Here is a 12904-nt window from a genome sequence, read left to right as displayed (position 1 = left end):
CAGCTGAAGGAGAGTGCGTGTCCCGATCCGCCCCGTCCTCCGCGGACGCGATCAGCGCCCGGCTCCGGGACCTCGAACTCCTCACCAAAGGGCCGGCCTGGGCGCTCACGCGGTCCGCGCCGTGGGTCATCGCCGTCCTGCAGGCTTCCTTCACCCGCACCCGTCCGCAGCTTCCGCTGGAAGAGTTCCATGCCGACGTCGACGCCTTCCTTGAACAGCTCCGCCGCCAGGACCCCGGACTGGGCGGAATGGCCAACGGGAAATCCTTCGGGGACGAATGGACCCGTAAGAATTTCCTGACCCGCCGTAACCAGTCGGGGCAGATCGTCTACGAAATCACCGAACCCGCCGCCCGCGTCCTGGCTTTCCTGGACAGCCTTTCCAGCGAACGCTCCACCCTGAACGGTTCCCGCCTGGGGACGCTGCTCGGTGACGTCGAAAAGCTCGCCAACGAGACCAACCCGGACCAGAGTGCCCGGCTTGAGTCGCTCGAGGACGAGATCGAGGAGCGCCAGCAGCTCATCCAGGACATCAGCTCCGGCGACTTCGACGGGCTGCTGGACGACGACGAAGCAGTGGAGGCCGCCGGAAACATCCTCGACCTCGCCGCCAGCCTGCCCGCGGACTACAAGAAGATGCGTGACCGGATCGAAGAGCTGGTGGGCGAACTCCGCAACCAGATCATCGAGGAATCGCTCAGCAAAGGTGCCACCATGGCGCAGGTGCTGGAGGCGGACAAGCGGCTGCGGCAGAGTCCTGAAGGCAGGACATTCCGGTCCTTCACGGCATTCCTGGAGGATCCCCAGCAGCAGCTGCGGTTCCGGTCGGCGATCGGCGAGGTGCTCAGCCGTCAGTTCGCGGACGACCTCAGCCACGACGACCGCGAGACGCTGAAGAACCTGGTGGCCGAGCTCCGAACGCAGCATAGCCAGATCCAGCGGATCTACGGCAAGCTCAGCGAAAGCCTCAACACCTATGTCCAGAGCGACGATTTCCGCCAGTCCGTGCGGCTGCGGAAGGTGCTCCGGGAAGCTGAACAGGCCATCCGCTCGCTGCCTTATGAGCGGGAACGCCCCGGCCTGGTGCCCGGACCGGTGCTCTTCAACGCAGGCTTCGAGTCCTTGTCCATGGTCAAGCTTTTCGACCCCGACGAGTTCGCGGCGCCCCCGAAGCTCGCCGACCCCATCGCCTTCAGCGACTCGGACCGGGTGCGCTCGCCGCGCACCGGCAAGGCCAACCCGGCAGCCATCCGCGCCGCGCTCGCCGGGGCCGCCACGCTCCCGGAGGCCTGGGAGCAGCTTCCGCCGGAGGAACGCCACATCAACTCCATCCGCGCGCTGCTGTCCCACGCCCTGCACGACGGGGCCGGCTTCGACCGCGCCGGCTGGGACGCCATCGACTTCGAACAAATAGACGGAACCACCCGCAAGGCATTCCTGCCGGTGGTCACCCTCACAAAGGATTGACGATGACTGAGTTTTCAAACACTACGAGTGCAGCGACGGCGGATGCCGCCGTCGCTGATCCCGAAGTGCCGGTGGTCGAGCCCGTCGAGACCCCGGAGGTCCCCTCCGCCCCCGGACACATCCACGCCGAGCCCTTTACGGTGACTCCGCGGGACACTTTCGTGGACGGCGCCGCGCTGTTCCCCGGGGACACCGGCGTCCTCCCGATGAAGGTCCGCCAGGCACTGGTGAAGCTGCTGAAAGGCCCCTATGTTGATGGCGGCCGGGACGAGAAACTCTGGACCACGCTGCTGGACAACCAGCTGATCCTGCGGAGCCGGCTGTCCGAGCTGTTCCTGACGCTCCAGCTGGACCACGAACGCAAGGTGGCAGTGCTGCGCCCGGTGGACCCTGAAGCCATCGGAGGCAGCACCCGCTCCAGCATCCTGCGCCAGCAGCGTGCGCTCAGCCGGGTGGAAACCATCTTGCTGCTGCGCCTGCGGCTCCTGCTGGACCGCCACGTTACGGCCCAGACGGATCCCACGATCACGAAGGAAGAAATCGCCGAGCTGGTGGCCCACTACCAGCCCTCCGGCCAGCAGGACGCCCTGCGCGACTCCGACGTCGTCAACCGCGCCATCACCAAGCTCCTGGCCCGCCAGCTCCTCATCACCACCGGCCTCGAGGACGTTTACACCATCTCCAACGCCCTGCCGCTGGCCCTCCCCTTCGAAAACATCGGCGACATCCCGGCCCATATCGAGGCCCTGGTGGCGGCAACAGCAGACCCCACCGGAACGGAAGCGCTCATTGAGCTTGACGCTAATCCGGTGGTTGAGCCTGTCGAAACGGATGACGACGACACTGACGACGACGCGGAGGACAGCAAGTGAGCATCGCAACCATGCTGCCCATGGGCGAGCTCACCAACCCCGGCCAGATGCGCCTGGCCCTGGTCCAGGTGGTTAACTGGGGCACGTTCCATGGCGCCCACACGATGCACGTGGACCGCGACGGCACCCTGCTGACCGGCAATTCCGGCGTCGGCAAGTCCACGCTGTTTGACGCCATGCTGCGGGTGTTCGATGCGCGGCCGCGCTCCAACGAGGCCGCCGCTCAGCGCTCCGGTGCCGTGGAGGACAAGAGAACCACATTCACCTACATGCGCGGCAAGGTGGGCGACAAGGCCGTTGGCGAGGGGTCGGCCAGCGCCTTCCAGCGCCCCGGTGCTACCTGGTCCGCCGTCGCCCTGACGTTCGATAACGCGGCCGGCACGAAAGTGACGGTGTCGGCGCTCTTCGACCTGCCGAAGAACGGCACGGAGTCGAGCGTCGGCCGGTACTACCTGATCGACAACAAACCGCTGGACCTTGCCGCGATCGAGGGCATCGCCGAGAAGCGCTTCACCAAGGCTGCGCTGGACGCGATCTTTCCGGACGCGCAGGTCTTCGATGTGCACAAGGCGTTTGCGGAGAGGTTCCGCAGGCTGCTCGGGATCAATTCGGACCAGGCCCTGCCGCTGCTCCGCGTCATCCAGGCCGGCAAGGGCCTCGGCGGCAGCGTGAACACGTTCTTCCGGGACCAGGTGCTTGATGCGCCCGCAACGCTGTCTGCGGCGGACGACGTCGTCGAGGAATTCAGCAACCTGATGTCCATCCGGCAGCGGCTGGAGGACGTGCGGCAGCAGCGCGACCAGCTGGCTCCGGTGCCCGGCTTGAACAAGGAATACGCGCAGTCCCTGCTGGATGCGAACCGCCTGCGGGAGCTCGCCGGTGAAGAGTTTGATGCGTACAAGCAGCAGCTCGCGGTCACGGTCCACGAAAAGACCCTGGCCCGCTACAAGGACCTCGCCCAGGCCAAGGCCAGGGAGCTTGCCGCGGAGCGCGCGGTCCGGGACGGCCTGGCCAAGGACCTGCGCCAGCTGGAGGCGGACTACAACAACCAGGGCGGCAACGCGATCTCCGCGATTGAGCAGTCGCTGGAGAACGCCCGGGTGGGACTCAAGCTCCGCCAGCAGGTGGAGCAGGCGGCACGGCAGGCGCTGGCGGATGCCGGCCTTGACCTCGAGTGGACGGCCGAGGGCTGGGAGCAGGCGCACACCCACGCCGCCGACCGCTCGGCCGAACTGCAGGACGACTCCGAGTCGCTCAAAGAGCTGCGCTTCGAGGCGTTCGACGGCCACGCCACGAAGAAACGTGAGCTGGCGGCGGCCCAGCAGGAACTCGTCTCGCTGAAGACGCGCAAGTCCCTGCTCCCGCCGTCGAGCATTGAAAACCGGGCCGCCATCGCGGCGGCAACCGGCGTGCCGGAGGATCAGATGCCGTTCGGCGGCGAACTGATCGACCTCGCCGATGGGCAGGAGCAATGGCGGCCTGCCGCCGAACGCGCGCTGCGGAATCTGGCCACCACGCTGCTGGTACCCGGCGAGCACTTCGCCGCAGTCACCCGCTACCTGAACGACAACTCCGTCCGCGGCGCGCTCCGTGCGGTGGACGTGTCCAAGCCGCTCGCCGGCGGTGCGCTGGCCGTTGAAGACGTGGCCGACGGCGATCTGCTGTCCAAGCTGGACATCCTCACCGCCGGGCCGGTGGCCGACGCCGGGCAGTGGATCCGCGAGCGGATCGCCGTCGACTTCGCCTACCCGTGCGTCGAGGACCCGGACGAACTGGCTGCGCTGGACAAGGGCCTGAGCCTGGGCGGCGTGGTCAAACGCAACCGCCACACGGTGGAGAAAGACGACCGCTTCACCAGCAGGCAGGACTACGTCCTCGGCTTCGACAACGCGTCGAAGCTCGAACTCGTTGCCGCGCAGGTGGAGGACCTGCAGCAGGAACTGGCCAAAGCCGCCGAACTCGCGCAAAGCCGCGAAGAGTCGCACCAGGGGATGACCCGCCAGCTGGAGGCCCTGCGCCGGATCGCCGAAGACCACCGGCCCTGGGAACAGGTTTCCGCGGCTGTGGCGGAGGACGAGCTCGGCAAAATCGAGCAGCGCCTCAAGGATGCCCTCGCCGCCCAGGCCGACCTGGAGCCGTTGCGTGCCAACATCGAGGCGGCCCGGCAGAAGCACCAGTCCAGCACCGAGGCCGCAGCGGTCCTGCAGAGCGAATACAAGGCGCTGGATCAGCAGCTCACCGCAGCGGATTCGCTGCTGGAAGCGGCGCGCACCCGCCTGCGCCAGGCTCCGCCGTCGGACGCCACCGTTGCCGCGCTGGAACAATATTGTGCCGACTTCGGCGGCGTTGGCGACGTCACGGAAATGCATGAGCTGGACAACCTGGCCAACCAGGTCCGGACCCGGCTCCTCGCTGAACTGCATGCTGCGGAGTCCCGCGGGCAGGCCACCTCGGAGCGCCTCACCCGCATCTTCGAAGGATTCGTCCGCGAATGGGGCACGGCCATCTCCGCGGACCACGGCACCTCGATCGGCGCCGCCGGGGAGTTCGAAGCCCGGTACCACGCGATTGTCAGCGACGGCCTGCCGGCGCAGGAGGCCGAGTTCCGGCAGTTCTTCAACCAGCGCACGCACGAATCGTTCAGCACCCTGCTGCACCTGCTGGATGAGGAACGCCGGTCCATCACCAGCCGCATCCTGCCCCTGAACGGCATCCTGTCCGAGGTCAATTTTCATGAGGGCAGCTTCCTGGAACTCGACATCAAACAGACTCTGCCGCCCACCGCGAAGCAGTTCAAGGACGCCATCCAGAATGCGTTGAGGATCCGGCATGTGCGGCCCTCGCGCGCGGCCGGTGCACCGGCTTCCGGTTCGGAAGCGGACGACGACGCCGAGCTCACCAACCGCTACAAGTCGCTGGAAACGCTGGTGAAGCGGCTGGGGTCGCAGACTCCGGAGGACCGGCGCTGGCGGGCCGAAGTGCTGGATGTGCGCGGGCACCTGTTCATCCAGTGCAAGGAGCACCGCGAAGTGACGGGAACGCCGTCGAACGGAAAGGGCCGGGGCAAGCGGACCGACGTATTCATGCACGCGGATACGGGTTCCATGTCCGGCGGCGAGCGGCAGCGGTTCACGGCGTTCATCATGGCGGCGGCGCTGAGCTACCAGCTGGGCATCGCGGAGCAGGGCTTCACCACGTACGGCACGGTGATGATGGACGAGGCATTTGTCCTTGCCTCGGAGGAATTCGCCGGCGCGGGCATCAAGGCGTTGCACGAATTCGGCTTCCAGCTGCTCCTTGCCGCGCCGGAGAACGTCATCGACCTGTCCCGGCACCTGGGCTCCGTCACGGAGATCCTGCGGGACAAGCGCACCAACCGCTCCGGTGTGCTCACTGCTCCTGTGATCGGCCCGAGGCCCGGTGCCGAGGGCCAGTGGAGGTCCGAGGCGAACCCGGTGGACATCGTACTGCGCTGACCCCGGCCGCCCACCCGGACGCTCTCTCACTTCCGGCGGTTTTTGGCGGACGCTCTCTCACTCCCGCCCGCCGCAGCCTGATCGTGGCGGAGTATAACCAATCGATGGATTTATTACGGGTGATATGGAAGGGCGCCGCCCTTGCAACCGCCGCCGCCCTCACCCTGGCCGGCTGCGGTGCAGGCACCCCCGCGGCCTCCTCCGACGGGCCGTCTCCGTCGAGTGTCGGAACGCCGTCGGGGCCGGCGGGCGCGGCATCAGCCACCGCCACGGCTGCCCCGACGACGGCTGCCCCGACGACGGCTGCCCCGACGACGGACGGCGGCCGCCCGTCGTCGTCCGCTCCCGGCCCTGCCGACGTCGCGACGTATACGTTCCCGGACGGGCGCCTGTCGTTCAGGTACCCGGCCGACTGGAGGGTGGAACTGTTCACCGGGGCGGGGGAGCCTTCGCTGTCCCGCACGGCGACCGTCTTCGACGCGAGCGGCACGGAGCAGGTCACGGTGTATTCCGGCCAGATGGCCGATGCTGTGCGCCACCCGGTAAACCGAACCGTCTTCGAGTCTGAACCCGTCCCGGGCCTCAGCCAGCAGCTTGCTCCCGCCGCCCACTACTCCTTCTACGCGGACCGGATGGATGGCAACCCGGCGTACCGCATGCACCTGACGGCCGGGACGCCCGCGAACGGGGAGGACTCCCGGGTTGACGGGATCATCCGCATCGGGGACGAGGTCCTGGTGGCCGATGTCCGGTTCATCGAGAAGCCGTTCGACAGCGATGAGGCGGCCAAGTCCTGGCTGGCAGGGGCCGAGGGGCAGGCACTCAAAGCGCTGTTGTTGAGCATTTCGTACAGCTGACTTGTCGCGCCTGCCCCGTCGCACCCGGTTTAGCGTCCTTGGACCCGGTTGAGGAACAGTTCCGTCCGCGCCACCAGTCCGTCGATTTGCCGAAGAACGACGGCGGCAGGGTCCGGATTGATCTCATTGGCCGGCGGTTCCACGCGCACGTTCCCGCTGCACAGGAAGTCGGCGCAGATCAGCGTCCCTATGGTGTTGCCGTTTCGGCCTGACTGGCCGGCACGTTTGGCAACCCACAACAGGACGTCGTCCTTCGAGAACACGTCGCGGCACAGTTCGCACAGAACGGACCGGCTCTTCTTGGCTCCGCCCTCGGGTGCGCGGAGCATGATGCCCGTCAACCCCCTTGGAACCGGGACCACGAGGTAGCCGCGGAGCGGCATCTTGGCGTCCCGCCACCCCAAGAAGTCCAGGCTGTCCCAGTCCAGGGTGTCGAACTCCCGGGGCAGGGTGAGCTTGGCCGTCTCTGAGCGGCTGGCGTTGATGAAGGATGAACGGATCTGCTGGGCGGTGATTTTTTGCATGACAATGAGCTTTCGACAACGTAGGGCCCCGCAAGGGGATTAGCGGTCTCTTGTCAGCTGAATCCGGGCACACCGGAGGCCCAAGGAAGGAAAGTACCTGCCGGACGGCTAGAGGCGGGTCCGGTGCGGGAATGCTGACGTCGCTTTGGCCGCAAAGCAGGCCATTCCGGCCGCCCCGCTTCCCGCGGCTGCGATGACCTCGACGGTCTTCGGCATGCTCATTCCCCTCGTTCCGCGGGCGGCCCGATCCAAGCCGCCCGATTGCCGGACGCTAGCGCCCGCTCCGCCATCCTCCCAAATTCGAAGGGCGTCTGCGGTCGTATGGTTTTCTGAGACAGCTTGATGGGAGCTTCACTTCAGATGACCACGCCCAGAAGAAAATATGATGCCGCTTTCCGTGAGGAAGCAGTGCGGCTGGTTTTGTCCACGAACCGTTCGGTGAAGCAGGTCGCCGAAGAGATCGGGGTGAAGGAAAGCACGCTGGGGAACTGGCTTCACCGGCATCGGGAACGTCAACCAAACGCTCCTGTCCCGCCCGAGGACAGGGGCCCGGTTGCCTGGGAAGAGCACCAAAAGGCCTTGGCCGAAAACGCCAGGCTGAAGGCCGAGGTCGAGTTCCTGGGAAAAGTCAGCGCCTTCTTTGCCGCGAAGCAAAAGTAGAGGACTTCTACGAGTTCATCGAAGCGGAGAAGGCCAACCATTCGGTGGTGTGGCTGTGCCGGGCGTTGAAGGTTTCCCGGGCCTCGTTCTACCGGTGGCGCAACCCCGCCGGGCCCTCACCACGCGCGGTGCGGCATGAGGATCTGACCGCCGCGGTCACCAACCTCTACACGAAGGAGGAAGGCCGTGCCGGCCGGGACCAGCTGACCCTGCTGCTGAACGCCGCCGGGACCAAGGTCTCCGCCCCAACCGTTGGGGCCATCATGCGCGAGACCGGCCTGCGTGCCATCCGAACTCAGGCCTGGAAGCAGACCACGGTCCAGGACCAGCAGGCCAAGACCGCCCACATCGAGAACCACATGCTCGATGCCACGGGCAAACGCGACTTCACCTCCACCATGCCCGGGACCCGTCTGGTCGGCGATATCACCTACCTGCGCACCGGTGAGGGCTGGCTCTACCTGGCCACCGTCATCGATCTGTTCTCCGGCATGGTGATTGGCTGGGCCATGGCCGGACACATGCGTGCGAGCCTGTGCACCGCGGCCCTGCGGATGGCCCGGAACCACGGCCGCTTCGCCGAGAATTCTGTGGTCTTCCACTCCGACCGCGGCACCCAGTACACCTCTGACGAATTCCAGCAATGGTGCGGCACTAACGCGGTCACTCAGTCCATGGGCAAGGTCGGGGTGTGCTGGGACAACGCGGTCGCCGAGAACTTCTTCTCACACCTCAAAACCGAGTTCTACCACCACAAGCGCTTCGGTTCCAGGCTCGCCGCCCGGAGCGCTGTGATGGACTACATCGAGGGCTGGTACAACCGCCGGCGACCCAACCGCCGGGCCGGCGGCGCACCACCCGTAACAGCCCACACCGCTTACCAAAGCACCGTTCAGGAACCCCTGGCCGCCTAAACAACAACAACGAGAACTGTCTCAAAAACTTGACGAGCGCACGTCGGCAATGCAGGCCCCGGCGGGATGTGAGAGTGTCCCTATGTTTTTTGTCAAGCTGCTGCGGGTGATTTTGCCTGGTAGAGGGAGCCGTCGCGGAGCATGGCGTAGAGGGTGTCGCAGCGGCGTCGGGCAAGGGCGATGAGGGCTTGGTTGTGGCGTTTGCCTTCGGCTCGTTTGCGGTCGTAGTAGGCGCGGGAGAGCGGGTCTTTGAGGGCTGCGAATGCGGAGAGGTAGAGGGTGCGTTTGAGGACTTTGTTGCCTCTTCGGGAGGCGCGGTCGCCTCGGATGGAGGACCCGGAGCGCCATGTCACCGGAGTCAGGCCGGCGTAGGAGGCCAGGTGCCCGGCGGTGGGGAAGTCTTTGCCGGCGACTTCGGTGAGGATCCGTGCTGCGGTCCTGATGCCGACGGCCGGCAAAGACATCAGGACCTGGTGAAGAGGGTGGGCCTCCACGAGGTCTTCGACCTGGGTGTAGACGGTGGCGCGGCCTTCGTGGATCCTGGCGAGCATGCCGGCCAGTTCAGGCAGGACGATGGTTGCGGCGTTCGTGCCGATAACGGTCACGCTCTGTTGGCCCAGGGCCTCGATGATGTCATCGGCGAGGCGTTCGCCCATCCGGGGCGCGAGCTTGGTCAGCCGGTTCCCGATCCGGCGCCGTCCTGCGTGGCGAAGCGCTTCGGGTGTGGGCCAGGTCCGTAGCAGATCCAGGACCGCGGGGTGGTCCAGCCGGGGTCCCAGGACGCGTTCGAGTGCCGGGTGGATCTGCGTCAGCAGGCCACGGATCCGGTTCGAGGTGGCGGTGGCCTGTTTGGCCAGGTCATCATCGAAACCGCAGAGCATGGTCAGCTCGGCGGTCTGCTCGTCTGCGAGCTGGACCGAGCGCAGAGTATGGGGCATGGTGCGGGCGGCGTCGGCGATGATAAACGCATCCCGGGCGTCCGTTTTTGCTTCCCCGGGGTGCAGGTCCGCGATCCGGCGCATCGCCAAACCGGGAAGGTAGCCGATCAGCGTCCCTGCGGCCTGGGCCACGGCAACCGGGAGCGCGCCGATCGTCGCGGGCTGGTCGACCACCACGAGGATTCGGCCGTGGTGTTCAAGCTCGGCCAGGATCTCCCGGATCCGGGTCTCGTCGTTGGGCAGGGCCCGGTCCAGCAACTTCTTCCCGGTCCGGTCCAAGGCAACAGCATGATGCTCGCCCTTGCCGACATCCAATCCGATGAACACTTCAACGTTTTCGTGGTTCCTGATCACCTGGCGCACCTCCCGGTCCTGGACACTGACTTTCGTGCCAGCCTGACCCTCGGTGTCAGAGCCCCGCACCCACGTTACGCACGACGTTCCCAAACTGTCCTGCCCCTATTAGCGGTCACCCTGCCACCCGCCCGGACCCCGGTGACAACACTCTCAGGATCATCCAACGACAGAGCGTGATAATCATGCCGGGGCCGGTCAGGCAAGCACACCCACATCCTGCAACAGAACTGGGCTACGAAAAAGGTAACGAGCGTTGGGGGAAAGGGGGCCAAAAGGGAGAGGGCGTTACGGGCGGGCGGCGCCGCAGGCGTCGACCTGGGCCTGGACGATCGCCCCGTAGTGGGCCACCAGGTCGTCGAAGTCCCAGCCGTCGAACATCCCGAGCGTCCTTACCGCCTCGCCGAAACCGGTCATCAGCGCGACGACGGTGGAGGCGTAACGCCGGTCCGGCGTCGTATCTTTCAGAATCCCGGCCATGGCGGCGAGGTACCGTTCGCGCGTTTCCGCGCGGGCGGCGTCGGGCGTCGGGGAGTCCTGGATGGTGAAGGGGAGCATGGCCCACGGCTCCTTCAGTCCGCGCTCCCGGCGCATCAGCACGCGGAACACCAGCGCCGCACCCAGCTCGGCGGCCGGGACGTCGAGCTCGGACAGCAGCGACTCATCCGGCTTGGCAGCGGCAAACAGTTTTTCCTTGGAGCCGTAAAGCTTCATCACCAGGGCTGCGGAAACGCCGGCGTCGGAGGCGATGTCGCGGACCGTCACGCCCCGGTAGCCGCGCTCACCGAACAGCCTCCCGGCCGAATCCAGGACGGCGTCGCGGCTGGACACCCCGGCCGCGCTCATGCGTCCACCAGTTGCCCGGCGGGAGTGTCCATCGACAGGTCTGCGGTCACCGAGCGGTTGTCCACGGCCAGCTTCCGGGCCATGGCCTGGTGGGTCGCCGGGTGCAGCAGCGTGACGATGTAGCGTCCGGCCAGCGGCAGCGGCAGCGAATACCGGCCCTCGACATCGGTACGGACTGTTGCCACGTGTTCGCCGGAGGCCTGCAGCAGGGTCACCACCGCGTCCGGGAGGGGTTTGCCTCCCACGGTGGCGGTTCCGGCCAGTTCCAGGCGGTCTTCCAGATGGAAGTTCTGCTGAAGCGTGCGGCCGTCGAAGTCGAACACCTCGGCCATTGGTGCCCAGCCTGCAGCGTTGGCCACCATCAGGTAGGTGCCCGCTCCGGGCAGCGCCACGGAGTAGTTGCCGTCACTGTCCACCCGGCTCCAGTCCACCGGTTCGCCGCTGGTCTGCAGGACGGTGACGACGGCGGGGGTGACCGGGCGGCGGTCGGTTGTCAGGACGCGTCCCTGCACCACCAGCTCGGTGGCGGCCGGCGCCGGGAGCCCTGCCTTGGCGGCGGCCGCTGCCCGCGGGATAAACACTGCAGCAACCATGGAGGCCGCGGACGCCAGTGCTGCCATCCAAAAGACGTCCTTGAATGCTTCGAAGGACGGCAGCCGGGCGGATCCCACGGTGATGGTCACGGAGGTGAGGACGGCGGCGACGGCCGCACTCGACGTCGATGTTCCAATGGACCGCACCAGGCTGTTGAGGCCGTTGGCCGAGGCTGTTTCGGTGATGGGCACGGCGCCCATGATCAGGGTGGGCATCGCTGCGTAGGCGATTGCCGTCCCGACGCTGACCACGGTGGAGCCGATGATCACCGAGGCAATGGAATCCCAGAAGAAAACCCGGCCAACATAGCCCACCACCATGACTGCCGCGCCCGCGATCAGCGCCGACTTCCCGCCGAACCGCCGGATGATGCCGCCGGAAACGGGGGCGAAGACCACCATGGCCAGACCGGACGGAACCATGCAGAGGCCGGCGGTGATCACGCTGAGCTGGAAACCGTAGCCGGTGGAGGTGGGCAGCTGGAGCTGCTGGGTAGTCAGGAGCATGTTGGCGAACATGGCGAAGCCCACCAGCAGGGAGGCCAGGTTGGTCAGGAGGACGGGGCGCCGGCCTGAGGTGCGGAGGTCCACCATCGGCTGGCTGACCTTCAGCTCGTAGGGCAGCCACGCGGCCAGGAGGATGGCGGCGGCAAGGAACAGAAGCAGTACCGGCTCGGAACCCCAGCCCCACGAGCCGCCCTTGGAGATGGCCAGGAGCAGCGCCGCCAGCGCCCCGGAAAGAATCACTGCGCCGAGGTAGTCGAACCGGCCCGGCGTGCGCACCTTGGATTCGGGGACCACCAGGACGACGGCGGCGAGCAGCAGTGTTCCGGCGCCACCGGAAACCCAGAAGATGGATTCCCAGCCCAGGCTTTCGTAGAGGACGCCGGCCAGCGGGAGACCCAGCGCGCTGCCGATGCCCAGCGTGGCGCTCATCAGGGCGACGGCGGACCCCATCTTTTCCTTCGGCAGTTCATCGCGCATGATGCTGATACCCACGGGAATCAACGCCGAGGAAAACCCCTGCAGGGCCCGGCCGACGATGAGCCAGAGGAAGCTTCCCCCCACCGCAGCCACGATGGAGCCGGCAACCATGATAGCCAGGCAGATCACCATCATTTTCCGTTTCCCGTACATGTCCGCGCTCCGGGACACGATCGGGGTGGCCACGGCGCTGGACAGCAGCGTGGCGGTGACGAGCCAGGAGGCGTCGTCCGCCGTGACCCCCAGGATTCCGGGAAAGTCCGGAAGGAGCGGCACCACCAGGGTCTGCATCAGCGCCACCACAGTGCCGCTCAGTGCGAGGACTGCCGTGATGGCGCCGGGGGACATGGATCTACTACGGGATTGGGGCATCAGGGCGGAACCTTCTGGGCGTGAGGCGGCCACAAAGGGGTGAACGCG

9 protein-coding genes are annotated in these 12904 nt (G+C 66.6%); 5 read left to right on the top strand and 4 right to left on the bottom strand.

Translation table 11 applies throughout. From position 1 onward, the window contains the following. Window positions 1-17: 17 nt before the first annotated feature. From AC1MDG_RS20395 to AC1MDG_RS20380, 4 genes are all read left to right on the top strand, one after another. The gene (locus tag AC1MDG_RS20395) at window positions 18-1466 is read left to right on the top strand and encodes a DUF3375 family protein (RefSeq protein WP_479806448.1); all 1449 of its coding nucleotides are present in this window, start codon (window positions 18-20) and stop codon (window positions 1464-1466) included. A gap of 2 nt (window positions 1467-1468) precedes the next feature. Further along, the gene (locus AC1MDG_RS20390) at window positions 1469-2338 is read left to right on the top strand and encodes a DUF4194 domain-containing protein (RefSeq protein WP_479806446.1); all 870 of its coding nucleotides are present in this window, start codon (window positions 1469-1471) and stop codon (window positions 2336-2338) included. After that, the gene (locus AC1MDG_RS20385; RefSeq protein WP_479806444.1) at window positions 2335-5814 is read left to right on the top strand and encodes an ATP-binding protein; all 3480 of its coding nucleotides are present in this window, start codon (window positions 2335-2337) and stop codon (window positions 5812-5814) included. Before AC1MDG_RS20390 ends, AC1MDG_RS20385 begins: the two co-directional genes overlap by 4 nt. Window positions 5815-5933: 119 nt before the next feature. After that, window positions 5934-6671 carry a hypothetical protein gene (locus tag AC1MDG_RS20380; RefSeq protein ID WP_479806442.1) on the top strand — a complete coding sequence of 246 codons (738 nt, stop codon included), beginning with the start codon at window positions 5934-5936 and terminating at the stop codon, window positions 6669-6671. A gap of 29 nt (window positions 6672-6700) precedes the next feature. On the opposite strand, the gene AC1MDG_RS20375 is transcribed toward AC1MDG_RS20380, so the two are convergent. Continuing rightward, window positions 6701-7195, bottom strand: a complete 495-nt coding sequence (locus AC1MDG_RS20375) for an FBP domain-containing protein (protein ID WP_479806440.1) — start codon at window positions 7193-7195, stop codon at window positions 6701-6703. A gap of 360 nt (window positions 7196-7555) precedes the next feature. On the opposite strand from AC1MDG_RS20375, the gene AC1MDG_RS20370 reads away from it, so the two are divergent. Continuing rightward, a protein-coding gene (locus AC1MDG_RS20370) for an IS3 family transposase (RefSeq protein WP_479805279.1) occupies window positions 7556-8769 on the top strand; the annotation gives its coding sequence in 2 pieces (ribosomal slippage) (window positions 7556-7817 and window positions 7817-8769; 1215 coding nt in all). A gap of 92 nt (window positions 8770-8861) precedes the next feature. Here AC1MDG_RS20370 and AC1MDG_RS20365 read toward each other — a convergent pair. From AC1MDG_RS20365 to AC1MDG_RS20355, 3 genes are all read right to left on the bottom strand, one after another. Next, window positions 8862-10070 carry an IS110 family RNA-guided transposase gene (locus tag AC1MDG_RS20365; RefSeq protein ID WP_479805105.1) on the bottom strand — a complete coding sequence of 403 codons (1209 nt, stop codon included), beginning with the start codon at window positions 10068-10070 and terminating at the stop codon, window positions 8862-8864. A 279-nt stretch (window positions 10071-10349) separates the two neighbouring features. Next, complete coding sequence (locus tag AC1MDG_RS20360; protein ID WP_479806438.1) at window positions 10350-10907, bottom strand: TetR/AcrR family transcriptional regulator; 558 nt, start codon at window positions 10905-10907, stop codon at window positions 10350-10352. Next, a complete protein-coding gene (locus AC1MDG_RS20355) occupies window positions 10904-12856 on the bottom strand; it encodes an MFS transporter (RefSeq protein ID WP_479806436.1) in 1953 nt (650 codons plus the stop codon). Before AC1MDG_RS20355 ends, AC1MDG_RS20360 begins: the two co-directional genes overlap by 4 nt. Between the last annotated feature and the right edge of the window lie 48 nt (window positions 12857-12904).

This window comes from Arthrobacter sp. AIWTK1, assembly GCF_056680535.1.
Note: the sequence above shows the minus strand (reverse complement) of the source record. Positions and strands in the feature narration are given on the sequence as shown.

Bases quoted from the DNA above. Each gene is read 5' to 3' on its own strand.
- AC1MDG_RS20390 (WP_479806446.1), top strand. From the start codon at position 1,469: ATGACTGAGTTTTCAAACACTACGAGTGCAGCGACGGCGGATGCCGCC.
- AC1MDG_RS20355 (WP_479806436.1), bottom strand. From the start codon at position 12,856: ATGCCCCAATCCCGTAGTAGATCCATGTCCCCCGGCGCCATCACGGCA.
- AC1MDG_RS20375 (WP_479806440.1), bottom strand. From the start codon at position 7,195: ATGCAAAAAATCACCGCCCAGCAGATCCGTTCATCCTTCATCAACGCC.
- AC1MDG_RS20360 (WP_479806438.1), bottom strand. From the start codon at position 10,907: ATGAGCGCGGCCGGGGTGTCCAGCCGCGACGCCGTCCTGGATTCGGCC.